General features: G+C 47.2%; 26 protein-coding genes and 2 pseudogenes. 9 read left to right on the top strand and 19 right to left on the bottom strand.

Translation table 11 applies throughout. The features are described from left to right. Positions 1–44: 44 nt before the first annotated feature. Positions 45–1,673, bottom strand: coding sequence for a pyridoxal-dependent aspartate 1-decarboxylase PanP (gene panP, locus CWB99_RS03650; RefSeq protein ID WP_138550655.1), 1,629 nt, complete (start codon positions 1,671–1,673; stop codon positions 45–47). A 313-nt stretch (positions 1,674–1,986) separates the two neighbouring features. Here panP and CWB99_RS03655 point away from each other — a divergent pair, with 313 nt between their 5' ends. Next, the gene (locus CWB99_RS03655; protein ID WP_138550656.1) at positions 1,987–3,885 is read left to right on the top strand and encodes an EAL domain-containing protein; all 1,899 of its coding nucleotides are present in this window, start codon (positions 1,987–1,989) and stop codon (positions 3,883–3,885) included. 44 nt (positions 3,886–3,929) lie between these two features. Here CWB99_RS03655 and trmB read toward each other — a convergent pair whose 3' ends face one another. The 7 genes from trmB to rph form a co-directional block, all read right to left on the bottom strand. Further along, positions 3,930–4,595 (bottom strand): tRNA (guanine(46)-N(7))-methyltransferase TrmB, encoded by a 666-nt coding sequence (gene trmB, locus CWB99_RS03660; RefSeq protein WP_138550657.1) that lies wholly within the window; start codon positions 4,593–4,595, stop codon positions 3,930–3,932. Positions 4,596–4,703: 108 nt separating this feature from the next. Next, a complete protein-coding gene (locus tag CWB99_RS03665) occupies positions 4,704–5,471 on the bottom strand; it encodes an ABC transporter permease (RefSeq protein WP_138550871.1) in 768 nt (255 codons plus the stop codon). A 2-nt stretch (positions 5,472–5,473) separates the two neighbouring features. Beyond that, a complete protein-coding gene (locus CWB99_RS03670; RefSeq protein WP_138550658.1) occupies positions 5,474–6,394 on the bottom strand; it encodes an ABC transporter ATP-binding protein in 921 nt (306 codons plus the stop codon). 75 nt (positions 6,395–6,469) lie between these two features. Beyond that, positions 6,470–7,087 (bottom strand): flavin prenyltransferase UbiX, encoded by a 618-nt coding sequence (locus tag CWB99_RS03675; RefSeq protein ID WP_138550659.1) that lies wholly within the window; start codon positions 7,085–7,087, stop codon positions 6,470–6,472. Positions 7,088–7,091: 4 nt separating this feature from the next. Continuing rightward, the gene (gene mpl, locus CWB99_RS03680) at positions 7,092–8,441 is read right to left on the bottom strand and encodes a UDP-N-acetylmuramate:L-alanyl-gamma-D-glutamyl-meso-diaminopimelate ligase (protein ID WP_138550660.1); all 1,350 of its coding nucleotides are present in this window, start codon (positions 8,439–8,441) and stop codon (positions 7,092–7,094) included. A gap of 192 nt (positions 8,442–8,633) precedes the next feature. Then, a complete protein-coding gene (gene pyrE / locus CWB99_RS03685) occupies positions 8,634–9,278 on the bottom strand; it encodes an orotate phosphoribosyltransferase (protein ID WP_054014710.1) in 645 nt (214 codons plus the stop codon). A 25-nt stretch (positions 9,279–9,303) separates the two neighbouring features. Beyond that, positions 9,304–10,017 carry a ribonuclease PH gene (gene rph, locus CWB99_RS03690; protein WP_010383487.1) on the bottom strand — a complete coding sequence of 238 codons (714 nt, stop codon included), beginning with the start codon at positions 10,015–10,017 and terminating at the stop codon, positions 9,304–9,306. Positions 10,018–10,242: 225 nt separating this feature from the next. On the opposite strand from rph, the gene CWB99_RS03695 reads away from it, so the two are divergent. Continuing rightward, entirely contained in the window at positions 10,243–11,103 is an 861-nt protein-coding gene (locus CWB99_RS03695; protein WP_130244905.1) for a YicC/YloC family endoribonuclease, read from the top strand. 158 nt (positions 11,104–11,261) lie between these two features. Then, positions 11,262–11,633, top strand: coding sequence for a hypothetical protein (locus CWB99_RS24540; RefSeq protein WP_349304471.1), 372 nt, complete (start codon positions 11,262–11,264; stop codon positions 11,631–11,633). A 310-nt stretch (positions 11,634–11,943) separates the two neighbouring features. On the opposite strand, the gene CWB99_RS24855 is transcribed toward CWB99_RS24540, so the two are convergent. Continuing rightward, positions 11,944–12,078 carry a zinc ribbon-containing protein gene (locus CWB99_RS24855; protein ID WP_138550661.1) on the bottom strand — a complete coding sequence of 45 codons (135 nt, stop codon included), beginning with the start codon at positions 12,076–12,078 and terminating at the stop codon, positions 11,944–11,946. A gap of 585 nt (positions 12,079–12,663) precedes the next feature. On the opposite strand from CWB99_RS24855, the gene CWB99_RS03710 reads away from it, so the two are divergent. Continuing rightward, complete coding sequence (locus tag CWB99_RS03710) at positions 12,664–13,038, top strand: helix-turn-helix domain-containing protein (protein WP_249331656.1); 375 nt, start codon at positions 12,664–12,666, stop codon at positions 13,036–13,038. Then, on the top strand, positions 13,035–13,322 hold the full coding sequence (locus CWB99_RS03715) for a HipA N-terminal domain-containing protein (RefSeq protein ID WP_249331659.1): 288 nt from the start codon (positions 13,035–13,037) through the stop codon (positions 13,320–13,322). The genes CWB99_RS03710 and CWB99_RS03715 overlap by 4 nt, the downstream gene beginning before the upstream one ends. Before the next feature lie 336 nt (positions 13,323–13,658). Here the strand turns inward: CWB99_RS03715 and CWB99_RS03720 are convergent. The 6 genes and pseudogenes from CWB99_RS03720 to CWB99_RS24860 all read right to left on the bottom strand — a co-directional run. Next, a pseudogene (locus CWB99_RS03720) lies at positions 13,659–14,776 on the bottom strand (hypothetical protein). Between the two features lie 10 nt (positions 14,777–14,786). Beyond that, positions 14,787–15,791: a YecA family protein gene (locus CWB99_RS03725; RefSeq protein WP_138550662.1), complete on the bottom strand. Its 1,005-nt coding sequence runs from the start codon at positions 15,789–15,791 to the stop codon at positions 14,787–14,789. 19 nt (positions 15,792–15,810) lie between these two features. Further along, positions 15,811–17,160, bottom strand: a complete 1,350-nt coding sequence (locus tag CWB99_RS03730) for a type II toxin-antitoxin system HipA family toxin (RefSeq protein ID WP_138550663.1) — start codon at positions 17,158–17,160, stop codon at positions 15,811–15,813. Beyond that, a complete protein-coding gene (locus tag CWB99_RS03735; RefSeq protein ID WP_138550664.1) occupies positions 17,150–17,440 on the bottom strand; it encodes a helix-turn-helix domain-containing protein in 291 nt (96 codons plus the stop codon). Before CWB99_RS03735 ends, CWB99_RS03730 begins: the two co-directional genes overlap by 11 nt. A gap of 298 nt (positions 17,441–17,738) precedes the next feature. After that, positions 17,739–18,647: a HEAT repeat domain-containing protein gene (locus CWB99_RS03740; protein ID WP_249331668.1), complete on the bottom strand. Its 909-nt coding sequence runs from the start codon at positions 18,645–18,647 to the stop codon at positions 17,739–17,741. A gap of 204 nt (positions 18,648–18,851) precedes the next feature. Then, positions 18,852–19,004, bottom strand: a pseudogene (locus tag CWB99_RS24860) (HEAT repeat domain-containing protein); the annotation flags it as partial. A gap of 179 nt (positions 19,005–19,183) precedes the next feature. Between CWB99_RS24860 and CWB99_RS03745 the strand changes: the two are divergent. Beyond that, entirely contained in the window at positions 19,184–19,792 is a 609-nt protein-coding gene (locus CWB99_RS03745; RefSeq protein WP_138550665.1) for a DUF4377 domain-containing protein, read from the top strand. A gap of 183 nt (positions 19,793–19,975) precedes the next feature. Here CWB99_RS03745 and CWB99_RS03750 read toward each other — a convergent pair whose 3' ends face one another. The 4 genes from CWB99_RS03750 to CWB99_RS03765 form a co-directional block, all read right to left on the bottom strand. Next, the gene (locus CWB99_RS03750) at positions 19,976–20,731 is read right to left on the bottom strand and encodes a hypothetical protein (RefSeq protein ID WP_138550666.1); all 756 of its coding nucleotides are present in this window, start codon (positions 20,729–20,731) and stop codon (positions 19,976–19,978) included. Continuing rightward, complete coding sequence (locus CWB99_RS03755) at positions 20,728–21,600, bottom strand: ABC transporter ATP-binding protein (protein WP_138550667.1); 873 nt, start codon at positions 21,598–21,600, stop codon at positions 20,728–20,730. Before CWB99_RS03755 ends, CWB99_RS03750 begins: the two co-directional genes overlap by 4 nt. 466 nt (positions 21,601–22,066) lie before the next feature. Beyond that, positions 22,067–22,603, bottom strand: a complete 537-nt coding sequence (locus CWB99_RS03760) for a hypothetical protein (protein WP_138550668.1) — start codon at positions 22,601–22,603, stop codon at positions 22,067–22,069. Positions 22,604–22,606: 3 nt separating this feature from the next. Continuing rightward, the gene (locus CWB99_RS03765) at positions 22,607–22,900 is read right to left on the bottom strand and encodes a helix-turn-helix transcriptional regulator (protein ID WP_249331672.1); all 294 of its coding nucleotides are present in this window, start codon (positions 22,898–22,900) and stop codon (positions 22,607–22,609) included. A 320-nt stretch (positions 22,901–23,220) separates the two neighbouring features. On the opposite strand from CWB99_RS03765, the gene CWB99_RS03770 reads away from it, so the two are divergent. The 3 genes from CWB99_RS03770 (at position 23,221) to rpoZ (ending at position 25,565) form a co-directional block, all read left to right on the top strand. Further along, a complete protein-coding gene (locus CWB99_RS03770; protein WP_138550670.1) occupies positions 23,221–24,393 on the top strand; it encodes a MerR family transcriptional regulator in 1,173 nt (390 codons plus the stop codon). 110 nt (positions 24,394–24,503) lie between these two features. Continuing rightward, positions 24,504–25,127 carry a guanylate kinase gene (gene gmk, locus CWB99_RS03775; RefSeq protein ID WP_138550671.1) on the top strand — a complete coding sequence of 208 codons (624 nt, stop codon included), beginning with the start codon at positions 24,504–24,506 and terminating at the stop codon, positions 25,125–25,127. Positions 25,128–25,289: 162 nt separating this feature from the next. After that, the gene (gene rpoZ / locus CWB99_RS03780) at positions 25,290–25,565 is read left to right on the top strand and encodes a DNA-directed RNA polymerase subunit omega (protein WP_054014719.1); all 276 of its coding nucleotides are present in this window, start codon (positions 25,290–25,292) and stop codon (positions 25,563–25,565) included. The last annotated feature ends 186 nt before the right edge of the window (positions 25,566–25,751 follow it).

Here is a 25,751-nt window from a genome sequence, read left to right on the forward strand (position 1 = left end):
TTGTTTTCTTGCCCAGAGCGTATGCACCAGAACGGATGACCGAACTAGGCCATGTATTTTGCAAGATATTTTTTAAATACCGGGTCACTCTGCGCCAGCCCCTTTTGCTCTGCCAAAATCTCTTTTAACATCTGTTTTGAGGTCAAAGGGTTGGCCAGTACCACTCGGAATACCACGGTGGGCTGATGTTGATACTGAGGCGGCGTTAAGCGGGTACGGGAAACAAACGAACGTCCCGATTCGCGCTGACGCTTCTGCATACTGGCGGTAAAGCGGTTTAACGCGGCATAAATGTCGATGCGCTCTTGCTCATCTGCATGCTCAATTGCCTGACGGATCTGCTTTGGTACATAGCGATAGGTCAGCAAACACAGCTCAGGGTCCGACACCAATTCAAAATCTTCTTCTTCACGGATCAGCTCTGCAAAGTACCGCGCTTTTTCGATCCCTTTATCGATCAGCATCTCATAGCCTTTGCGCCCGATCACGCGTAAACAGGCGTGCACCAGCATCGCCATACCGGGCCGACTGCCTTCGAGTGTATGACTGCCTAAATCTTTTGAGCCCTTACGCAGGATATACTCAGCATGATGTTCAATCACGTCTGTTGCTGTGGGGTCTTTAAACAACACTATGCCAGCGCCCATAGGCACGTACATTTGTTTATGCGCATCTATCGTGATGGAATCAGCCTGCTCAATACCGTTAAGTAAGTGACGGTAATTGGCAGACAGTAAGGTGGCACCACCCCAGGCAGCATCAACATGAAAATGACAGCCAAGCTCCTGACTGAGCGCCGCCATTTCTGGCAGTGGATCTATGTTACCCGTTTCTGTGGTACCCGCGACCCCGACAATCGCCATTACTTTGATGCCTTTTTCAGCCAGTTCCTGCGCTTTAGCGCGCATCGCATTAACATTCACTTTATTATTGTCGTCGGTTTTGACGGCAATAAAGTTACTACGGCCAATGCCCAGTACATCCGCGGCTTTACCCAATGAGTAGTGACCACGCTCAGACACCAACACTGCCAGGCCTTTATAGCCATAATGCAGCATCGCAGCCATGATGCCTTCGCTGGCAAGACCTTTAAAGTTGCCATCCGGGCCCAGCAAACGGTTGCGGGCAATCCACAAAGCCGTGATGTTGGCAATGGTGCCGCCAGAGCAAAATGCCCCCAGAGCTGTCTTAGCACTGTGCATCCACTTTTCATAAAAGCCGTCATTTTCGCCATAGGCCAGATGGTGCATCATGCCCAGCACCTGGCGCTCCAATGGCGTGAAAGCCTTTGAAGTTTCTATTTTTACCAGGTTTTGGTTAAGCCCCACCATCAATTTAGACAGCGGCAGAACAAAGTGCGGCAATGCGGATGTCATATGGCCAATAAAACTTGGCGACGCGGTATGAACAGAATGCGCAACCAATTGCTCCATAATATCCTGAGCATAATCAGACACAAACATCGGTTCTTCCGGGATCATTGCCGACTGAAAGTCTTTCTCTATCTCGTGCAATGGTTTTTCGATTGCGGCGATGTTTTCATTCAGAAAGCCAGCCAGATTACTGGAAATTTCCTGCTCTATCACACTTAACGTGGAGCTGGGTGCTTCTGGAACGGTAAAGATACGCATTAAGCTTTCTTCAGAAGCGACTGCACAACGCTTTGGACCCATTTTAATACCTAATCATGCATGGGTAACTGATGTCGGGAGTTACCTTGCCAAGTTGATACGAAATGACTAACTTTACTGTAAAGCGATGGGAAAGTCTGCAATGCTGTCAAAAAAAATGAACTCTGCTTGATATTTTGATGAACCTCTGATGACACAGTAAAGAGAGTCAACCCAACCCTTTAGTACGACTCATGTAAGGATTAGGGTTCAAAACTAGCGCAAATTCGTTAAATATTTTGTCAGCAATGCGAGAAATGGATAGTATTAGGAACAATCCACGCCATCAGACTTGAAGACTCAAACGGAAACTGACATGAATAAACGGAATTTTGCCCTAAAGGCGCTATCTCTGACCTGGATAGTCATTGGTTTTGTGATTTTTGTTGCGTCTTTGTCGGCGTACGTGCTCTATACCTACCATCAGACTCGCACCACCATAGTTAAGAGCATAGATCAAAAGCTAATGATGGCCGCACGCAGCGCTCAGCTGATACTGGGCGACGATTATCATGACAGACTCAATGAAGTCAGCAACGAAGAATACCGTCATAAAAGCGCGCAATTGTCACAGCTTGCTCAGCACCTGGGTGTCGAATATGTCTATGCCATGATTTATGATGCCCCTTCTGTACGGTTCAGCGCCTCCAGTTATACTCAGAATGATGTTTTACAGGACAAAGTCACCCGCAAACTGGACCTGTATGCAGAAGCCACCGCGGTAAATAAAAGCGCCTTTCGCTCAACTCAGCCTTTATACGAAGTCTCACAAGACAAATGGGGTCACTTTAAAACCATTTTTATTCCTTATGTAACGCGTGACGGACGGGTTTATCTCACCGGCGCAGACATTAAAACCTCGCATATTCAAACTGAACTGGCTAAAAGCGTAAAAGAAGCCTTATTTACGGCTTGTTTTTTCTTTGCAATTGCTTTGCTGGTTGCCGGTATGTATTTATTAATACTCAGAAAAACGCTAACTACCGATGCGCGTACCGGGTTCCCGAATCGCCTGGCTCTGGAGCAGGATCTGGCCAAAAACCCAAATCAGCATCTGAGCCTGGCCATTATCGCAATTAAAGAGCTGGAAGAAATTGTGAGCTTTTATGGTACCGATGTTGGCGATGAGATCATGCGCAGAGTGATGACCCACTTCAGTGAGTTTACCGTGCCATTTAAAGTCTATCGCCTTGCGACCGCCAAGCTGGTGCTGCTCAGTGATGCCAATAAAGGGGAGCATTATCTGAGTAGTCTGATTAATGAGTTCCCAACCACTACGCCTATCCTGCAGGATCCACATTTATATATTCAGGTCACCGCAGGGATCGCCAGTGGCAATAAACGCCTGTTACTGGAAAATGCGTTTATAGCCTGTCGTCAGGCACAGCAAAAGCAGCAACGCGTATGCTTGTATGGCCAGGACCCGACACAGATAAAGACCATTCAGGAGTCGCATATTGCCATTGCAAAAACGGTGCAAAGTGCGTTTGAGCAGCACCGCATTCTTCCCTACTTTACACCACGTATGGGCACACAGAGCAAAGTGGTTGAACAGTACCACTGCACACCCAGGGTGCTGACTGAACAGGGTCTGATCTTACGGCCTGACTCCTTTTCAGACGTTATCCGCCACTCCAGATTGAGCTCGCAACTGACCAAAGTGATGCTAGAGTTGTGCACCGCACATTTTCGTAAATCGCATCATGCCTGGAGCATGCAGCTGAGCTGGCAGGACCTGGCGGATCCGCAAATGATGGAGTTTATTTTTGCTCAGATAAGGCGCTACCCGCAACCGGGCAAAATCACCTTTGAACTGGAAGAGCAAGAAGTGATTGAACATTTTGCCGATATGCGGGTGTATATTAATGTCCTGAAAAGCAAAGGCGTGAATATCATGGTGGCGTCGAGTAACAGCGGCTTGCTGACTATCAGCCGGGTGCTAAAACTCACCATAGACAGCGTTAAACTGACATCCAGCGTGATTGAGCAACTGAGCGAAGATACTCAGCTTCATGAATATATTGAGCACATTGCCAAACTATGTCATGAACGCCAAATCACCTTGCTTGTGGATGGCGTACAAAGCAAACATCAGCTTGAACAACTGTTGGATTGTAACGTAAAACTGGTTGAGGGAAGCCTGATTGGCACGCCGGGGCCACACATCAATATCACCCCTGGTAATATGGGTAAAGACATTCGGGCCAGCGCCTGATTTAGACAGCCACATCACTGGCGCTAGAGACATGGCCGCATAAATTACAATTGCGCGATAAGTCGGGTGCTTTGTTGTCCGCTGGCCCAGTATTTACGCTCAAACGGCGTCATAGCAGTGTCGCTTTCATAGGCACTGACCTCAGCCTTTTTGCCGGCCAGTTCCAGGCTGCGGGCAAACTCCTCAACGTAAATTGACCAGTTACTACGTAACTCAAGTCGGCCACCCAGCTCAACGATATAAGGGAACACCGCCGCACCGTGCCAGCGTCTTTGCAGATGTTTGGCTTTCGGCCAGGGGTTAGGATAGAGCAAATAGTGATGACTTGGCTGCCACCTGGCCTCACAGGCCAGACGCCAAAAGTCGTTCAGATCCGCCTGAACCAGAATGTACTGACCAGACTCCGTCTGTTTGTATTCAATATCGTGCTTTTCAAGGCGATGTTCCGACTTGTCGATACCAATGACTAACGCATCCGGATGCCGCTTTGCCAGATTCGCCGTACTCTCGCCTACACCACAACAGGAGTCCAAAATAACGGGACCATCGAATGCCTGCACTTTTTCATTTACCTGCTCAAAAGCCTGTTGAGTATGGGCCGCAATGGGCTTTTTGAACGGTGTATTGAGGTGTTTCTGGACCACTTCGTCTAACTTTTCGTGGAGTCCGGCCTGATTACTGGTGATGCTTCTGGAGTTTGCGTCTGACATAACAGCGAATTGTGGCTCATAGTCTGAAATATAATGGGGGTATTTTATCTCAGTCCGCCTGATTTAGTAAGCGGTTGTGTGGCAGAGTCGCCTCTGCCACCTTTCAGATCAATGGCGCAGGCCAACACCACGCTTGATCAGATTCAATGCCACCGCAAACAGCACAGTGATAAAACCAATTAACACACAAAATGCCAGTGTGATATCGACATCAGAGACGCCCAGAAAACCATAGCGGAAGGCATTCACCATGTAGATGATCGGATTTATCTGAGACACGCCCTGCCAGAACTCCGGCAACAAAGTGATGGAGTAAAACACCCCTCCCAGATAAGTGAGCGGCGTCAGTACAAAGGTTGGAATGATGCTGATGTCATCAAAGCTATTAGCAAAGACCGCATTAATAAGACCACCCAGCGCAAAGACTGCCGAGGTCAGTAATACCGTCAGTACTATCACCGCCAGATTGTGAATTTGAATGTCGACAAACAGCAGACTAACCAAAGTGACTATCAACCCCACCAGCATACCACGGGCCATACCGCCACCTATGTATCCCAACACTATGATGTAGTTAGGCACGGGAGCCACTAACAGCTCTTCGATGCTTTTTTGAAACTTGGTGGAATAGAAGCTGGATGCCACATTGGAATACGAGTTGGTGATCACCGACATCATGATTAGACCCGGCACAATGAATTCCATGTAGCTGAAACCGCCCATTTCACCAATGCGTGAGCCGATCAGAGAACCAAATATCACAAAGTATAAGGTCATGGTGATGGCCGGTGGCACCAGGGTTTGCACCCAAATGCGCAGGAAACGGATACACTCTTTGATCCAGATACTTTTCAGTGCTACGCCATAGTTTAAGATTTTCATTCGCTGCGCCCCTGTTCCAGTAATCCGACAAACAACTCTTCCAGGCGGTTAGCCTTATTTCGCATACTCAGCACCGTATTGCCCTGCTCATTGAGCTGGGTAAATACCCCGTTCAGACCCTGAGACTTAGCCACCTCGACTTCCAGCGTGTGGTCATCAGTCAGGGTATACTCATAGCCATCTAGTTTTACCGGGTTAATTGGTGCTTTAAGGTCCAGTACAAAGGTTTCTTTGTCCAGCTTCGCCAGCAAGGCTTTAATGGTGGTGTGTTCGACAATTTTGCCCTGATCGATAATGGCAATATTGCGGCACAGCAGCTCAGCTTCTTCCAGATAATGAGTGGTCAGGATAATGGTGATCCCCTGCGCGTTGATCTCGCGCAGGAAATCCCACATAGAGCGTCGCAGCTCGATATCTACCCCGGCAGTGGGTTCATCCAGAATCAGCAGCTTTGGCTCATGCATCAGCGCCCGGGCAATCATCAGGCGGCGTTTCATACCGCCAGACAAGGTGCGCGCCTGCTTGTCTTTTTTATCCAGTAAGCCCTGTTGCTTCAGGTATTTTTCGGCGCGCTCGTGGGCCAGTGCACGCGGCACGCCATAGTAACCGGCCTGATTCACCAAAATCTGATTGAGGGTTTCAAACTGGTTAAAATTGAACTCCTGCGGCACCAGACCAAGGTGAGACTTGGCCGCTTCCAGATCGGTATCTATGCTCTGGCCAAAGACTTCAACCAGACCCGCCGTTTTGTTTACCAAAGATGAAATAACGCCTATGGTGGTCGACTTACCCGCACCATTTGGGCCAAGCAATGCGAAAAAGTCGCCCTGCTCCACCTGTAAATCAATCCCTTTAACGGCTTCAACGCCGTTACTGTAGACCTTGCGCAGGCCAGATATATTTAATGCCTTTGTCATCTTATTGTTTTTCCTCACATCCCCATGTTGTTGTTTTCACTTGTTTGTACCGATACGCTGCTTAACCGAGCGACATCAATCGCCATAGCCCCAGCGTTTCGCCAGCTGATGCTCTATACCTAAATGGTCTAAAATACGCGCCACCATAAAATCGACAAGATCCTCGATGCTTTGTGGTTGATGATAAAACCCGGGCGCCGCAGGCATAATAGTGACCCCTAAGCGGCTCAGTTTAAGCATATTTTCCAGATGAATGGCACTGAACGGCGTTTCTCTGGGCACCAGGATCAGCTCGCCGCGCTCTTTGATCACCACATCTGCCGCGCGCTCTAACAGGTTATCGGATGCGCCCATAGCAATCGCCGACACACTGCCCGCGCTGCACGGACAAACCACCATTTTCTTCGGCGCCGCAGAGCCCGACGCCACCGGACTGAACCAGTTGTCTTTACCAAACACCTGGATCTGCCCAGCCCTGGCCTGAAACAGCTCACTAAGCTGTGCTGTGGCTTTGTCTTCGTTGCCAGATAACTTAATGTTAGATTCGGTGTCCAGCACCACTCGCGCCGCACTGGAGATCAGCACATACACCTGATAATCCAGCGCCACCAGTACTTCGAGTAAACGCAATCCGTAAGGTGCGCCCGATGCGCCGCTAAATGCCAGCGTAATGGCCGGCTTAAATTGTGACATAACTTTATGACCTCTTTTCGCGCAGCGCACTTAACACTGCGGCATGGATCCCATTAAACCCACCGTTGCTCATGATCAAGACATGCTCACCCGGCTTTGCTTTGGCCGCCATCGCCGCCACGATATCATCTGTGTTGTGATAACAGTCATAGCCTGCCTGCTTAGCAGCGTCTTGCAGTGACCAGCTCAGATTGGGCGGCTCAAACAGCATCACCTCATCGGCTGCCGCAAGTGACTCCATCAGGGTTTGCTGATGAACACCCATTTTCATGGTGTTAGAGCGCGGCTCCAAAATCGCGGTAATACGGGCATCGCCCACTTTGGCACGTAATCCTGCCAAAGTGGTTTCAATAGCCGTAGGGTGATGTGCAAAATCGTCATACACACACACACCGTTTACCTCTCCCAGCAACTCCATACGCCGCTTGGGCGAGATAAATTCACCGAGCGCTTCAATACTGACAGACACAGGAATCCCCACATGACGGGCAGCCGCAATGGCCATCAGGGCATTTTTCACATTATGCTCACCAATGGCCTGCCAGCTCACCGTGCCCTGACTTTCGTTGTTCAGTAACACCTCAAACTGGCTGCCATCGGCTTTACACAGGCGATAATCCCAGTCGCCACCCAGGGTTTCTTGCTGGCTCCAGAAGCCTTTGTCTATCACTTCGCACAGGGGTTTATCCGCTGCCGGGTAAATTGCTTTACCCTGCGCAGGTAAGATACGAAGTAAATGGTGGAACTGGGTCTGAATGGCGGCCAGATCAGCAAAAATATCGGCGTGATCGAATTCCAGGTTATTCATGATCAGGGTACGCGGCAGATAATGAACAAACTTACTGCGCTTATCAAAAAACGCTGTGTCGTATTCATCGGCCTCAATGACAAAAAACGGGGTATCACTGGTGCGTGCCGACACGCCAAAGTTTTGCACTATGCCACCAATCAGAAAACCCGGGCATAGTCCTGCATATTCCAGCAACCAGGCCAGCATACTGGCGGTGGTGGTTTTACCATGCGTACCGGCCACCGCCAGTACCCAGCTGTTTTGCAGCACATGATGTTTTAGCCACTCGGGGCCTGAGGTATAAGGTAAGCCGCGCTCCAGTACATATTCCACACAGGCGTTCCCGCGGCTCATGGCATTGCCAATCACCACCATATCGGGTGCCGGGTCCAGCTGGGCTGGATCATAGCCCTGGGTTAATTCAATACCAAGCGACTCCAGCTGAGTGCTCATAGGTGGATAAACGTTTTGGTCGGATCCCGTCACCTTGTGGCCCAGCGACTTCGCAATCGCCGCAATGCCACCCATAAAGGTGCCACAGATCCCAAGAATGTGAATATGCATGATTTTATTAACTAATAAGCTGACTAACCCGCTTAGGTTATCATACTCGCCTGAACCTTGGCTGGTTTTGTGAGCAGAACCACACAAAACACTTTTGCAGCTGGTATAAAGTCGCCACAGCAGACATAAAAAAACCGGCTTAAGTGCATCACCTAAGCCGGTTTTTAAATACGATTTTATCGGTCTACTTAATTAAGCAACACCGTACTGGTCGCGATACGCTTTAACCGCTTCCAGGTGCTCTGCCATATCACCTTGTTGCTCAAGGTAAGTGATTAAGTCAGCCAGTTTCACGATAGATACCACAGCGGTATTAAAGTCGCGCTCAACTTCCTGAATGGCAGACAGCTCACCTTTGCCTTTTTCCTGACGATCCAGGGCAATCAATACACCCGCCAGGTCAGCACCGTTGGCTGCGATGATTTCCATCGATTCACGAATAGCCGTGCCCGCCGTGATCACATCATCCACCAGCATGATACGACCAGCCAGCTCAGAGCCTACCAGGTTGCCACCTTCACCGTGCTGCTTTTTCTCTTTACGGTTAAAGCAGTAAGGGACGTCTTTGTCGTAGTGATCTGCCAGTGCCACGGCAGTGGTAGTCGCAATTGGGATCCCTTTATACGCCGGGCCAAACAGGACGTCGTAGGCAATGCCGGCATCTTCCAATGCGGCTGCGTAAAAACGACCTAAACGCGCCAGGTCGCGACCGGTGTTGAACAGGCCCGCATTGAAGAAATAAGGGCTGGTACGGCCAGATTTAAGCGTAAACTCACCAAACTTCAGCACCTGCTTTTGCAGGGCAAATTCAATAAAGTCTTTTTGATACTGTTTCATACGATACCTTCTTATTTACGAATACTTATGCCAGAGCCTGTTTTTGCAGGTCAATGATCTCACGGATTGAATGCTTAGCCAGTGCCAGCAGCTCATCCAGCTCTTCAAATGAGAAAGGTTCGCCCTCTGCTGTCCCTTGTACTTCAATCAGTTTGCCGGTTTCGGTCATGATCACGTTCATGTCGGTTTCGGCTTCTGAATCTTCCAGATATTCCAGATCGGTAATGGCTTCGCCGTTGTAAACGCCCACAGAGATAGCCGCAATCATAAACTTCAGCGGGTTCGCGTTGATCATGCCCTTGGCACGCATATGAGTCAGCGCATCAACCAAAGCAACACAAGCACCGCTGATAGACGCAGTACGTGTGCCACCGTCGGCCTGTAAGACATCACAGTCGATAGTAATGGTGTTTTCACCCAGCGCGCTCAAATCAACCGCGGCACGCAATGCACGAGCGATCAGACGTTGGATTTCCATAGTACGGCCGCCCTGCTTACCTTTTGCCGCTTCACGGCCATTGCGCGTGTGAGTAGAACGCGGAAGCATCCCGTATTCTGCAGTGATCCAGCCTTTGCCCTGGCCTTTCATAAAACGCGGTACCCCCGCTTCAACCGTAGCAGTACACAACACCTTAGTGTTGCCAAACTCTACCAGCACCGAGCCCTCGGCATGCATGGTATAGTTACGTGTAAAAGTTACCGGTCTGATTTGATTTGCAGTTCTTTCGCTTGGACGCATCCACCTTCCCCTATGATCAAAGTTTCGCGATATTATAAAGGGTTCCCAGGCGCTATGCCATGCGGATCGCGAATAATTCACGCCCAGCCACTAGAGCTGGCCGATGTTTCAGCTATAATGGCGGTGTTTCGTTCATGGCGATGTGTGTGTTCAGCAACGACAGCGCTGACCCTTTGGTCACCACATGCAGACACGCCACAACCTTAAATTAGATTAGGAACTTATATGATCCATAGTATGACCGCTTATGCCCGTAAAGAGATCAAGGGCGACTGGGGCACCGGTGTGTGGGAGATCCGCTCCGTAAACCAACGCTATCTTGAAACCTTTATCCGCGCACCGGAGCAATTCCGTGGCCTGGAGCCGGTTATTCGCGAGCGCCTGCGCAAACACTTACAGCGCGGTAAAGTGGAAGTATTTTTAAAGTTCACCGCCAACCCGGCGCACGTAGGTCAGCTGTCGATCAACGAAACCCTGAGCAAACAGCTAATTGAAAACGCCAAATGGGTGCAGTCGCACAGCGGTGGCGAGATCAACCCTACTGATATCCTGCGTTGGCCAGGCGTAATGGAAGCCGAAGAAGTAGATCTGGACACAGTAAACAGCGAACTACTAAAAGGCTTTGATGCCCTGGTTGAAGACTTTAAAGCAGCGCGCGCCAGTGAAGGTAACAACCTGGAAACCATGATAACCACCCGCCTGGATAGTATTCTGGAGCAGGTTGCCATCGTCGAAGGCCATATGCCAGAAGTCGCTAAATGGCAGCGTGAGAAGCTCACCGCTAAGCTGGAAGACCTGAAAGCCGAAATCGACGAGAACCGCCTGGAGCAGGAGCTTATCTATCTTGCCCAAAAGCAGGACGTGGCAGAAGAGCTCGACCGCCTCAAGTCACACGTTAAAGAAACCCATAAGATCCTGAAAAAAGGCGGCGCCTGTGGCCGACGCCTGGACTTTATGATGCAAGAATTCAACCGCGAGTCTAACACCCTGGCGTCTAAATCCATCAACACCGAGATCACCAACGCCGCCGTTGAACTCAAGGTACTGATTGAGCAAATGCGCGAGCAGATCCAGAATATTGAGTGATGTTTCAGGCTGTTTCTCTGCGTTGAAATAGTCTTTAATAAAAACGGGCAAAGTAGGCAATTGCTCAATAGTGAATTGCCTCTATATCCGGATCAGCGAAGGGCGAATGAGTATCGTAACTAAGCCCGGTCGTAATTGAATGGCTCAAAGAGCTGCAAATACGCGCCTTTGGCTCTGACTATGCCTTTCCAAACCGCAGAGCCAGCAAACGCTTTGGACACATCAGCCCCGACACACTCAATGCCGCCATTCAAAAGCTATTCCGTGAAGACAAAATGCCTGTGCCCCACTTTACCGTCCATGACCTACGCCGTACCTGTCGAAGCCTACTTGCAAGCAATGGTGTAGCTGGCCATATCGCCGAACGATGCTTAAACCATAAGCTAAAAGGGGTTGAAGGAGTATACGATAGATATGATTATTTGGATGGGCGAAGGGAAGCGTTAGAAGTGATGGCTGAGTATTTATATCAAATTTTTCTAGTCAAACTAGAGATATTTCTGACTGTAGTAGTCAGACATAACTTCTAACTACTACCAACTTTTCAACTAGATACTAAAGGTTATATTCATATATAAAGCCTAGTGATTCCAGTATGTTATGAATGGATACTTTATCTTCTTGCGTTGACAGCTCCCCGTTCGACTTAGTCAGTGTTAAGTTCAAACTTGTGCTATGAACATCAATACTTTTGATAATAGTAACCTCATCCCACTCACTAGAAGCTCGTATTGCTTGATTAAATAGCTCAACTGTCAGCTCAGTATATTTTGGTAGAGGTACCTTTATGTAATTATTCATATTTTTCACTCCATTGCATAGGCGTGCTCTTCAAAAAGCTTAAGGTGTATACTCTGTACGGCTGCACCGTGGACAAGGCGGTAATCTATCGTCGTGATCATTCAACGTAACTTGCTCACTACAGTTTTTGCAGTTGTAAGTACCTGTTCCGGGCTTTTCACCAGTTGTAGACATAAATAGTCTCCTTAATAATCCCTGACTGTAAGGTAACTACGCTTGCCTAGGCGGGATAAGGCAAGTACCAACATTTTGATACTGCTATTTAGAGCTAAAATAATTTAGTCTAAAAACCCACAATGCGTGAGTTGTAAAATTCTGTCAATGATGATTTTATATAATAATTTCAATGCCATAAAAACAAAAGTGCGAAGGATATTCACTTATATTTCTGTACCTTTGTGAAACCTACGAAGCGATTCCAAAAGATGTGTCGCCGAATGACCCGCTGATCACCAGGATCAACAACGGTGTGGCAGAGTCAGTAGAAAGGCCGTATACGATTGACGGGAAATCGTTTGTTGCTGAGATCTCACCTGCTAACTTTAAGAATAAGAAAAGTAACAAGTTTCAGAGCCATTTTCCGCACCTCAGAGAAGCGCGTATTGAATATGCGATTATTTCAATGGCTCCCAAGCAAGCAATACAAGTTCAATCTTGCAGGTTATGTGTCGTAACTCATAACACCGCACTCTATAATTCACCGATAACGGTGAATTATAGAGTTACAGCTAACATCAACACATAAAATCACCATTAACGGTGAACAAACTTGTTATTTATTCACACTCCCCTGTAATCACTGATATTGATGAATATTGGCGTAAAGCGATGGCTAAGAAAGTGACAATCTCAGAAATGCCTGAGACAGAATTTATTGAGAATGCGAATGTATTGGGGCAACTGATTAAAGCAAAGCGTACAGCAATGAATATGAAACTCGTTGACTGCGCTGCGCTTTGCAATGTGGGGGTCAACACCTTGTCGCGCATTGAGAATGGCAATGACAATTGCACCCTTGCTGCTGTGTTTGCAGTTCTACACGGACTGGGTATCAAACTCACGTCACCGTCGCTTTCCCCTCTATCTACAGCGCAAGATGATAGTCACCCGGTCGGTAATGATGAATGGATATGATGACTATGGCAGCAGAATATACCTTGTTTGTCTATTTGGCGGATCGTCGTATTGGCACCTTAACCCTAGATAAAAATACAAACCTGCTCAAACTAGAATACGAACCAGATTGGAAACTGACAGGCTTCCCGCTTTCCCCAGCTTTAACGCTGGACAATACGCACTCACCAGAAGTCGCCTACAACTATCTCGATAACGCGCTACCAGAGGGCGAGGCACGACAGCTTTTGTCAGAACATCTCGGAGTCTCAGAGAAAACTGCAAGACATCCAATTGCTGAATAAAAAATATGTGCGTCATATTCGTACAGCAGTAGCCCATATCCACATGACTAAAACTTGGCCAACAAGGGCAGCTTCAGAGAAGAAAGATAGCTATTAAAGGGATGTTTTATACTCAATCAGAACCAAGTTACACTTTTCTGCGCGTAAAAGCGTGTAATGCAAGCAGAGTAGTCATCTGTATATTTTAATGAATGGAAAAATCCAGCAGTTAGGGGTCTACATAAAGTGACTTTATGGGTAACAACCTGTAGACCTTTTGCTGGGCTTACAACCTTTCAGTCACCCCTCAATCAGTTTTTTGCTAACGTCCTTTGGCCAGCCTATTAGCTTCATCGTTTAAAGCAAATCACGCAAGCGATTTAACAATGCTTTACGACTATTATTCGCCACAACAAAGCGCTTAAAACGTTGTTCAAACGCCGTTTCATCCTCTTTAAACTGGTAGGCCTCAAACAGCTGATACAGAAAGCGTGATGCCGCATCGTAACCACTGGCGCAAGTTCGATCCGCTTGCTCTTGTGCTTGCTGCCAGTAGTGCTCACGCCGATTGTAAACATCCGTCAACGCTTTTTCTTTTTCTGCTTTTTCGATGGCTAATTTTTTGCGAGCGCTGCGGCTTGCTCTTGCTGTAATTGGCTTTTCGCTTGCTCGATGAAAGGGGAAATTACCTCGGGGGTTAACCAGTATTGATAGATCTCGCCTGTGTTGGCAGGTTCTTTTCGCGTCAGCGCTAAGGCTTGGTGTCGGGTTAGCTGGCCTTGCTCAAACAGCGTGCGTAAAAGCGTGTCTTTCTCTACTTGCGAGAGATTATGGAGCCACGTATCAAACTGAAATTGGGTTTGTTTGGCTTGGTGACTGGGTTGCTCCTTCAGCACCATGGCCAGAGCCTTAACTAATGCTAAGGGAATATCATAGAGTGCCGCAAACGCCTGCACTTCTTCATTAAGGTGCTCAAAATCGAATTGGATTAACGGCACTCGCTCAACGTCATCATTAAAATCAAACGCTTTGAGCCACATAAAGTACACAAGGCGCCAATCCCCTTGCATTAACCCGCTGCGTAAAGCGGCTAAATGCTGGAAAAAGTCGTCAGCATGCTCATCGTCAAAATATTCGTAGTACTCTTCAATGGAAAAAATCAGCAGTTGCCACTCATCGTTTTCGTGAACATGAAGCCCATCACTTGAAAAGCTAAGTACAGCTTCAGGGAGCGTTCCTGCTGGTAGCTTGATGTAGGCATCGATTGAGCCCCAGTTGGCATAGTAAAAACCGATATCAAAGTATTTTAACATCAGCTCAAAAGGCTCTGCCTTTAGGTCGCCGTAGTTGTAATACACCTGAAAGGACGTAGCGCTTATCTCGGCACGGCTTGAAATCGTTCTGAGTGCTTGTCGCGCTTTAGCGTGTAAATACCCATCCAGACACTCAAATTTATAGTATTGATATTCGCTCACGATGACCTTGCTATGTATTTATTGTGAATTGAAAAGTTTGTTTCAATAAAGGCTGTACCTGAACCACTCTGGCGACGGGTTCAGCGTTTAAAAAACTTCTTGGATCAAGGGTCACAAATCCCCAAAACTGCAAAAATCGCTCAATAAATCGTGATTCGATGAGCATGCTTAAGTTTCTTTCTGGCGAGAAGTAATCATCTGCTGGGAAACCCTGTAGTAAATCGGGGAAAGCTGTCATTACTTCTTTCACAAGCTGATCCACACTGCTGTGACTTTGAATACGCCACAGCATAAACAGCCAAAAAGTGCGCAAGTCGGCATCAAACTCAAAACCGTCCAAATAGCCCCAGTTATATTTGCTGATGGCGGCTTCTAACATAGGTTTAAAAAATGCTTGTATACCTGACACCTGATACTGCTTTTGCGCTGATTTTTTCACATGGTAGCGGCCGCTACGTCGATAAATAATACCGCTAATTTCGGCAAGCACTCGGGTGTAGTGCAAGGCATTAAACTTGTCTTCGTTGCTGCCCGCAAACTCACTGATGCTAATGTTACGTTCGAATTGAGCAACGGCAAATTCGGGCAATAACTCACTGGCTTGTTTGACTAATTTAGTCGGCAAGTTGCCTTTGCTCGTGGCTTTGAAGGAGCCGCTTTGCGCCATCGCTTCATCCAGAATGAGGGCTAAATAGCGCATCACTGGGCTGGCAGCAAGGCTGTCTGGCGTACTGATTGTGATCCACTGCAATTCAGTAAAAGGCGCATACAGCCAATTGGACATCTGCGTTGGCGTCACGCCACAAAAATCGGGATGAGGTTGATTATTGCGATCCTGAACTTTGTGTTGCAAAGCTGCGTTGAGTTCATCAAGGCTCCAATTTGGATTCATTGCCAACATAGATTCAACATCATCGAAAACTTGGGCATGTTGCTTGGAAACGCTGCTCATACAACAACGTTTAAATTTTTTCCCACTGCCACAATGGCAAGGATCGTTTCGGCCGAGCTTCATTGTTGTCCCTTCTTAATTGTTATAGAAAAAGCGCTGCATTTTCTTGTTTGCGCTGATCCAATGTCTTAGCAATCGCAGACACTATTGTTTTACTGATCCCTTGCTGCTGTGCAAGATACGTAAATTGGCTGATGGCTTCTGCTACTTCTTCAATGACTTGCTGTGCATCATGCCAACTCCGATAGCCAGCACTGGTCGCTAGTTTTTGCATCACTTTAAGCGGTGGCGCTTTACCATAACCTCCGAACGCAGTGGCGTGTTCGTTGAATGGATGTGGGCTGTAAGTAACATCGTAAAAAGGTGCAGGATCCCATTGACCGTCATCCGCTTGCAAAAACGCCCAGTTTTTACTGTGGTCGTCTTGATTAGACGACAGCAGGTTAAAAATGGCGCGGCGAAATTGCAGTTGTCCAGCAGCAGGAGATTTACACAACTGACGGCTGGCTTTAATCAAGTCAATATAATCTAAACTTGGCGTTCTAAAGTCTGCATCCAGCAGCCCGCAAGCGCTGTGCATATGTAGGCGACCTGAACTGCGATTGCCGCTTAAATTGGTCTGTTGAGTGACAAAATCAAAACGCTTAAGCGCCAACCAGGCAGACGCACCGCTTGTAGGTGGTGCTTCAATGAGTCGCCATTGCGGCGGTTGACACTTAGCTTGCTCAGCCATTTGCAAATAAACCGCCTCACACAAACCTTCTTCATGACCGAGCGCTAGATTCTTCGAGGTAAATTTAATCAGCCAAGCCTCATCTCCAGGCTGAGCGAAGGTTCGACAATGCTGAGTTTCTCCAGCAGGCATATAAATCTGCGCCTTGGGCCTTGCTCCCCCCGAACTACCACCGGCGACTAATGCAGCCAACACCTGTTGAGTATGCCCATCTAACTCATCCTGGTTGTCGTCTATATAATCTGACATTGAAGCATCGAACAGCGTTTGCGCTTCTAAACCCAAGGTTGCTAAATCAATATCCGCGTTCGTCGTGGTTGAGAACTCAGACACCGGAGAAAAAGACAATGCTCCCATGCCTTTATCACCGACAAAGGCTAGTCTATCCATCGCTGTTATTTGATTAGGCAGGATGCCCTTTTGCCGGAAAATACGATCTTGTAACAACATACCCCAGCCATCGGGCAAACAATCTCCAAATACGCCATGTACACCTTGATGCGGCGCTTTAGGTGCGACTTGAACTTGTGTGCTCGCCTGTAAAGTATAGGGTGATAAATTACCAAACTGCTGCAAATAGCTGTCTGCATACTGGAAAAAAACACCTTGCCGATTCTGAGCCAAAACCCCTACAGCACCCAGCTCTCCTGAGCTTAACGTGCGAGTTACTGTGAGCTTCTGAATAGGTTTAAAACTCATCTTTTAGTACCTCATCAATACTAGAGGGCATAGTAGCGCGCTCTTTGTTAGGCACTGTGAGCTCGTATAACCGCTCAAGCGAATCGAGGGTCTGCCATAGCAATAGCAATTGGCGAAATGAAATTTGCCCGGTCAACTCAAATTTCTTAATGGTGGCCGCAGGTACGCAGCTTCGTTCAGCCAACGCAGCTCGTGACAGTTTTGCGCGTTGGCGTGACTCCCGCAAATAAGCTGCATAGGCTTGGCTTACATCGGTATCATCAAGTAAGGTAAAATTCATTCGCAACGGCCGCATGGATACAATAATATCCATTATAGCGAAATAAAACTAAAAATGGATACTATTGCATCCAATACTGAGTGACGTGTTGAAAAATCACTCAATAACTTATTGAAATTTGTCAAGGTCTAGAACACCACTCAAGAAGCAGATCCAGAATATTGAACAATGTTTTTTTGAGCCTCTTTTGGCTTACTATACCAAGCCCCAGCTGCTGGGGCTTTTTTGTTCAACACTCCCGCGTTTCATTTCCTCTGCCGCCCTTCGTGCAGATATAACAAAATGATTAGTATGCTCTTTAATGAATGCCCAAAGTTTTAAGGGCGTGCGCAAAGCTGCGGAAATGTTCACTAAACCTGGTTGTGGGCACTCCCGCCATTAACACGCGGATCTCATAAATTTGCGCTTGCGTAGGCTGGATAAATGAACGGTTATAGTCATCCCCCCAATTCGCCAGCTCTGATTTAATCTGACCTTCATCAAACATAAAAACGACCTGTTCGTTTGACATTAGCATCAGTAAAAATACCACTCTTTCCCACTTATTGATTTGATGAGATAGCGCGACACATGCTCGTGCGGTATGCGGATGATCTGAGCCACAAATGATATCCATCAACGCTTTCGCATTCAGGTAGACCTGTGTTTTTACAATCAGTCTTGCTGCCTCCTTACATACTGAAGGAGAGGGATCTTTAAGCCCGTTCAACAGATAAGCCTTACTATTGTGGGAGTCTAACTTCAATAAACTGTTTAGCGCCTGCTTTCTGAGAGAGGGTGCGCCATGCTGATAAAAACATTTTATTTTGTATAGTGCATCAACACACTTCAGATAGCCAAGCCCCCAGATAGCCGCCTTAGTACTTGAGTCTTTAGTTAGGTGCTCCCTGTAAAATGCCACAACATCAATACCATTTTCCAGGCAGTGCTTTACAGCCAGCTCACGTACCGACGAATGGCGATCAACCAGCCCTTTTTCAGCAACCTGAGCTCTGTAAGTGGCCATTAGTAGGTGCTTTAATGAGGCTTTTCGGATTGGCATAAACTTATCATTTAATAAGCTTAGGTAGTACTTCTCCAGCACTTGCGGATAGTGAACGCCAGACCAACGAAAAGCATGAGCTCTGACTAAGACATCTTTACTCGCAAAAGCCATAGGCAACAGCGTTTGGGCATCAACAACCTGATGTTCAATGACTAAATTCAAGCAGAGCCTGGCTACATAACTGTTTGCGCTTTGCACAGCTGCCAACAAATGGCCTCGGTTTGTATCTGTTAACAGCAAAGTCTCCACTTGTCGAATAACATCTTGATGATTGGCTCTATGGCAGTCCTGTAGATGATATACTTGAGGAAGGCACTGAATAAAGGCCTCAACATTTTCGTCTACCATCAATTTGCTCAACGCTTTTACTGCCGCATCTCTAACTTGAGGCACCCAATCATTCACGCGGATAATTAGACAGGGAATAGCCACCGGATCGCCCATCATACCTAGTCTTAAAACGGCGTTTTCTCGTTTGTGACCGTCATAATCCTGACTCAACTTAATGAGCTCTTCAATGGTCGCTGCCTCTCAGGTTGAGTATTTCTATTTAAGGTTAATTTTTTCAACTGACTGAATAATTGCTGCAAGTCATACACAATAGCGCCTTTTTAAATATGCCCGATTAATCTGTCGACACCAATTGAAACACAATCGGGGGACAGTTAACATCATCGTGCAGTCAAATAAAAAGGAATATGGACATGACAAAAATAACATTTCTCAGCAGGCAAGCTCTCATCTCCAGCGTGGCGGTGCTTTATCTCGCAGGTTGCGGCTCATCAGACTCCAGCGCTGCACCATCAGTACAGAATACAAATGAGCGTGCAGAAACAAAAACACAAGTTTGGAACATTGATGCTTACGCTCAACATTGTACTGGGGTGGCACAACAACTATGCCTCAGGGTCAAACCCTCTGATGAGGAAAGCTATTCATTGCATTATGGCTTGATTGAAGGGTTTGAATATCAATGGGGCCACCATTACCAGCTAGAGGTGACAGCGTCTGAGGTAAATAATGCGCCTGCCGACGCATCAAGCAAAAAGGTTCAACTCAAAGCCATAAGCTCGGTAAAAGAGGATAATATTGGGACTGAATACATTCTGTCAGATGTCAATTTACAGCCAGATACACTGGTGTATGATGACAAAGAACAAGGCTATCGTTTCTTGGGTAAACCCTTTACCTGCACCGAATATGTAGACTGTGACCAGTTGTATTCTATGCGAGCAACAGGCGCCAAAGTAAACCTAACCTTCCGTTACGAAGGTAACGCCAATATCGCTCTGCTCAACTGGAATTAATAGCTGCGGCATCTGCATTAGTCGATGCCACATTATTTTTAGGCGCAGAGAGCTACTTTGACTCCATTGACTTCACCATTGCGGTTGAGAACACCTAATTGCGCGCAAAACGAAGGTGTGCAGGCGTATCTGGCAGAGCAAAAAGCCCAGTAAACTTGGGCTCTTTGGCGCTGGTTTTACCCGTTACAGCTGAGTGACCACATCCCGGCGCTTGGCCTGTTTATACATAAAGTGGAAAAACAGCGAACTCAGCATAAATAAAATAACACTGGGCAGGCTTGCGAGCACCATCTGGCTTGCTTCGACAGGTATGCCACCGGCTAAAGATCTGAGCAAAAACATCGAACCACTGACGGGGATATAGAGGCTTAGCTCACTCTCTATTGGTACCAAAAACACCATGAGCAGGAGCAGCTGAACAAAAGCAACAAAGGTACTCATCTGCTTATTTACCAGAGCGATGGCGCCTAACAGGTAAGACACCGCAAACCCAGCAACGACTACCTGCAAAAAGACCAGCAGCATCAACGAATGAAAGTGCACTTGCAGGTCAAAATACCAATTGATAAATGCATACCCAACACCCACAACCAGCAACTGATACAGCACCAGCACCACTTTGCGTGCCAGCAATATACTAAATAGGGATGTCGCTGACGTTAAAATATGTGGCAACGTACCTAACTTGGCGTCTTCAACAATCTCTTCAGCGGCAGTAGATGAAATACCAACCGTCAGTGTCCACAGATAATACCCCAGTACCAAAGATTCCATCCGCTGCAATGATAATGCCCCGCCAGACAGGTAAGAGGCGCCCGAAATAACCAGGATGAGAATGACAGCAGCAAAAACAATACTGGCATAAAAGTTCAGCGGGTATCGTTTTGAAGTCACCCACTTTCGATGCAGCTCCAGCCCGAGCAAAGTCATAAAATTCATAATAAATTTAACTCCCTGCGGATCAACCCTTCCAGACTGGCCTGATGCTTTTCAACGGTGACAATGTTAAAACGCGTGAGCACTGTCAGCATTTCATTAAGACTGCCCACGGAGGTGTCAAACCTGAGTGACTGCTCAGACAATCGCTCACACTGCATAGGGAGCGCCTCAGGAAGCGGGTGCTGCGTTGTAATGGTGTACTGCTCACCCACAGCACTTGCCAGTAATGTCTGTGTTTTGCCAAAGCGCACGACTTCCCCTTTGTTTAGCAGCAATGAATAATTACCGAGCCGCTGCGCCGTATCCATCTGGTGTGTCGCTATCAGGACAATGGTGCCTGTCTCTTTAACCTGTTCAATACACGCTTCAAACTCTTTCTGACTCTCAATATCCAACCCCAGAGTTGGCTCATCAAGTAGCAAGACCTTAGGGCTGGAGATCAATGAAAGACACAATGCGAGGCGCTGTTGCATGCCTCTGGATAGCAGTTGAACCTGCTGCCGGGCTTTGTCTGATAAGTTAAACTTCTGAAGAAGTTGCAGCGCAGTGTCTTTTGCAACCCGCCGTGATAAGCCTTTTAAAACGCCAAAGTAGCGAAGGTTTTCAAATGCCGTCAATTTGGGGTAAAGCGCCCTGGAGGAGTCAAATACAAACCCAATATCATGCGCCTGCAACTTTTTGTCCGGGCCAAAACAGATGCTGCCCTGATAGTCGTGAGATAAGCCGGCCAGTATTTTAAACAACGTGGTTTTGCCAGCGCCATTAGGGCCTAAAATAATTAATACCGCGCCCGGCTCTACGGAAAAAGAAACCTGTTTAAGCGCGCAATGACTGTCGAAATGTTTAGATAAGTTGGTGATAGTTAGCATACTTCATTCACCCCGGCGTATTTGTTCAAAGCCTGCCGAGCCTGCTTTGTAACTCACTACTAAAAGTCTTTCTAATGGATCATAAACGGTCTATAAAACAGGTTATTAGCTGATTGTCCAGCGCTATTCACGGGCTAAAGCAAGATTATGTATATCTTCATAAAAAAAGCGCTGAACGCGCTTTTTGTTTTAGCAATTAAGCTGACTCTAGCCGCCACAGCTCTTTTTCGGAGCAGGCTGAGCTATTTGGACTCGACTAGGTAAATCGGGGCTACTAATCCCAGCCCCACCTTTCACACTTTTCAATTTGTCTAAGTGTATTTGCTCCATACTTAATAACGCCTCCGTAAATACTCGACTCACTCAGTCGATGTTTTAGATGATCATGCTTCCAATGCAAACATGAAGTCTGTATCAAACATGAATTAGCCCACCTACATCAGTCAATGTGGGACAAACAGCAATTTCAAAGAGCGCTCTCACGCTCAGCGTATGTTTCTCTTACCTTTGCACTCATTGCAAATGCAAACATGCTCAAACACAATACAATATGCATCACTAACATAAAGTTATCTCTGATATATAGTTTGAAGGGTGCCGAATCAATAACGTAATACTTGTAGGCCAGGACTTCTAGCCAGGTGATTAGATTTGCAATACACATCAAAGCTATGAGCAGCAATATTGTGCATTCCTGTGCAGATAAAGTTTGTAGTCTGTACACTTTTTTAAAGTACTGACTGCCCGACAACACATGAAGCCGCAATGCCAGATTTCTGCGATACACTATGGGTAAAACGAAAATCAAGCTCATGCCAATGTCAGCAAGGTAATAATGTGTGCTCCACTGTAATGTGATGGGTAGAGTAACTAAGTCAATAATTTCGAAAAGACCATAAGCCAATAAAAACCAGCGGGCTGTAGCAACATTCCAACTAATCACCAATCCCAACAAAATAACGATAAGAGGGGCATATTCCATGATGGCGTATACTTCTTTCATAACCTACTCCTTTTCTGGTTTTTCGTCTGGTGAAGGACTTTGGTCTTCAAGGTCGGTTAAGTTCAGTACGCCGGTCAGGTCTTTACCGAAAACCAGAAATAGCTCGAACATCTGGGCATAACTCATATCTGTTTTGCCGGATTCGTAGTTGCTTATGGTGGCCTGGTCGACACCAAGCCGCCTGGCCAGCTCTTGCTGAGACCAGCCTCTGTGGTGTCTTAACTGGCGGATTGAGCGCTGCACATAGCGCCTGAAATTCTCCACTTTGTAATTGCGCTTGTCAGGACTGTTCTTCACGCGCATGTATCTCCCTATTTATTATTGTCGCTAAACTAGCAAGCAAAACTACAAAACGCAACATTTTGGAAACACGATTAACACCCTGCCTGCTCTTTATGAATACTTTTATGATCTTAATCAGTTCATTCAACGAATGTGCTGCAAGGCAATTTTCTTGCATTTAAACGAACATAGACACGCTTAAATAGGTACTTTAAAACATCCCAATTTTTTTGCTCTCAATCGTTGACCTGTCTATAACTTCATAGTTTATCGTTTTCATTCGTTACCGCCTGACCGGGTTTTACAAAGTCAGGCATACATAGGGAGCAAACGGGGTGTATCGGATTTCTGAATTGGCTGCGCAGCTTGGATTGTCGCGCTCTACTTTACTGTATTACGAAAAGCGCGGACTGCTCTGTGGCAATCGCGCCAGTAATGGTTATCGGCTATATGGCGAACAGGACCTGCAAAGAGTGCGGCTGCTGCAACAGTTACAGGCTGGCGGGCTAACGCTGAGTGAATGTAAACAGGCACTGGAGGCCAAACTAGACCGTACGGTACTGAGCCGCAGGCTCGCCGAGCTGGAAGCCGAGATAGCACACAAGCAACAGGCGCATACCTTGTTATCGGCGCTGCTTGGGCGCGGTTCGCTACGCGACTGGCTTACACAGGCCGATAAGCTGGCACCCGATGCACACCGAAACTGGCTTGAACAACAAGGGTTTGATGAACAGCAGGCCCTTTATTTAAAATGGTTATCAAAAGACATGAATGAACACGATTCTTATATGGCCGACTTTATGGCGGTCTTTCATCAGTTGGAACGCTGGGGACCGGGCAGCAATACCGATACGCACAAAGCGTTGACGCATGTTCCCTTTGCCCCTCAAACCGTGCTGGACATCGGCTGTGGTAAAGGCTTTGCGACTGAGTTGCTGGCAACACAAACTCAGGCACAGATCACGGCGGTGGATAATGAAACGCAGGCAATCGATAGCCTGGCACAACGGCTAAAGCAACAGGGGCTCGATAAGCGCGTCACGCCCCTGTGCGCCAGTATGACCGCACTGCCCTTTGCGCCTGGCAGCTTTGATCTGCTCTGGGCCGAAAGCTCGGCTTATATTATGGGCTTTGAAGCGGCGCTGAGTGCCTGGCGCCCGCTTCTGCGTTCGGCCGGTTGCCTGATGGTCAGCGATCTGGTGTGGTTACAGGATATGCCCTCAGAACAAGCAAGCGCCTTCTGGCAACAGGAATATCCGGATATGCACGCCATTTCAGCGCGTCTGGTGCAAATTGAGCAGGCAGGCTTTCGGGTGTTAGCGCACTTTACACTGAGTCAACAAGCCTGGGCAGACTATTATGAACCGCTCAAAACCGAGGTCAAAAGGCAGCTCAGCCACCAGCCTGAGTCAGCTGCACTGCTGGATATGGCCCGGGAAATCGCCATTTATGAGCAGTACCTTGGCGAGTTTGGTTATCAGATGTTTGTGCTGCAACGCACGGATTAAGCACCTCGGTGCTGGTAAGTTAAACGATATGGCTTTAAAATAACGCTTTTGGACAACCAGCGATGCGCGCACGCCCACATCGCTGTATTGCAACCCTATAGGTCTGACGTATGCCACATCAAAATCGCGGTAATTTGTTTATTCTTTCGGCGCCTTCTGGTGCTGGAAAGTCAAGTTTGATTAAAGCCCTGCTGGAAAGACAAGATAAGGTCCGGGTATCCGTGTCTCATACAACCCGCGCACCTCGCCCGGGAGAGAATAATGGCGAGCACTATCACTTTGTGTCTGTCGATGAGTTTAAAACCTTAATCAATCAGAATGATTTTTTTGAGTGGGCGCAGGTATTCGAAAACTACTATGGCACCTCTAAGCAGGCAATCGAAACACAGTTGGCTGCGGGTATCGATGTATTTCTCGACATTGACTGGCAAGGTGCGCGTCAGGTACGTGAGCTGATGCCCGAAGTAAAAACCATCTTTATTCTGCCACCTTCTAAGCAGGCACTGGAAGAGCGTCTGAATAATCGTGGACAAGATTCTCAGGAAGTCATTGCCTCGCGGATGGAGCAGGCCAAATCTGAGTGCTCTCACTACAATGAATTTGACTACCTGCTGGTCAATGATGACTTTGATACTGCTTTGAACGAATTGGAGCATATTGTGGTGGCTGCACGCCTGGAGCTGAAAAAACAGCAACAGAACCAACAGGTACTGATCGCCGAACTGTTAAAATAAGCGATTCCTGTGGCTGGCTGTATCGAGTTTAGGTCTGCGACCGACCAATCCAGCCTTTTAGCCGTAACGACCCGATATTTTTTAACCATATACTTGGCGAATCCGGCGCTTTTTAGTAGACTAGCCCTTTGCTAAATGTATTGAATTTTTTGGAGTGCTTCGATGGCTCGCGTAACAGTAGAAGACGCAGTAGATAAAATTGGTAACCGTTTCGACCTAATTCTTGTTGCAGCGCGTCGCGCTCGTCAGATTGCAGTCGGTGGTAAAGACCCTATGGTTGATGCTGAAAATGACAAGCCAACCGTAATCGCATTGCGCGAGATCGAAAAAGGCATGGTCACCAGCGATTCACTGGACATGATCGATCGCGAAGAGCAACAAACTCAGGAAGCTGCTGAGCTTGCTGCTGTTGCTGCAATTGTGGGTGGCAATCGCTAATCCACTGCGACCTGTTATAAGATAACGCCAGCTTTTTAGCTGGCGTTATTGTTTCTGCGCCCCGGGCCAACAGCCTGTGTGTCGCCACCTCTTTATTAGACTAATAAATTTGTTAGTCGATTGGCTTCGAAGTCAATTCATCGTATATTCAGTACTTAACTTATTATTAATACCAATCAAACGTCA

The organism is Pseudoalteromonas rubra, assembly GCF_005887095.1.
In the GTDB taxonomy this organism is placed as follows: Bacteria; Pseudomonadota; Gammaproteobacteria; order Enterobacterales; family Alteromonadaceae; genus Pseudoalteromonas; species Pseudoalteromonas rubra_E.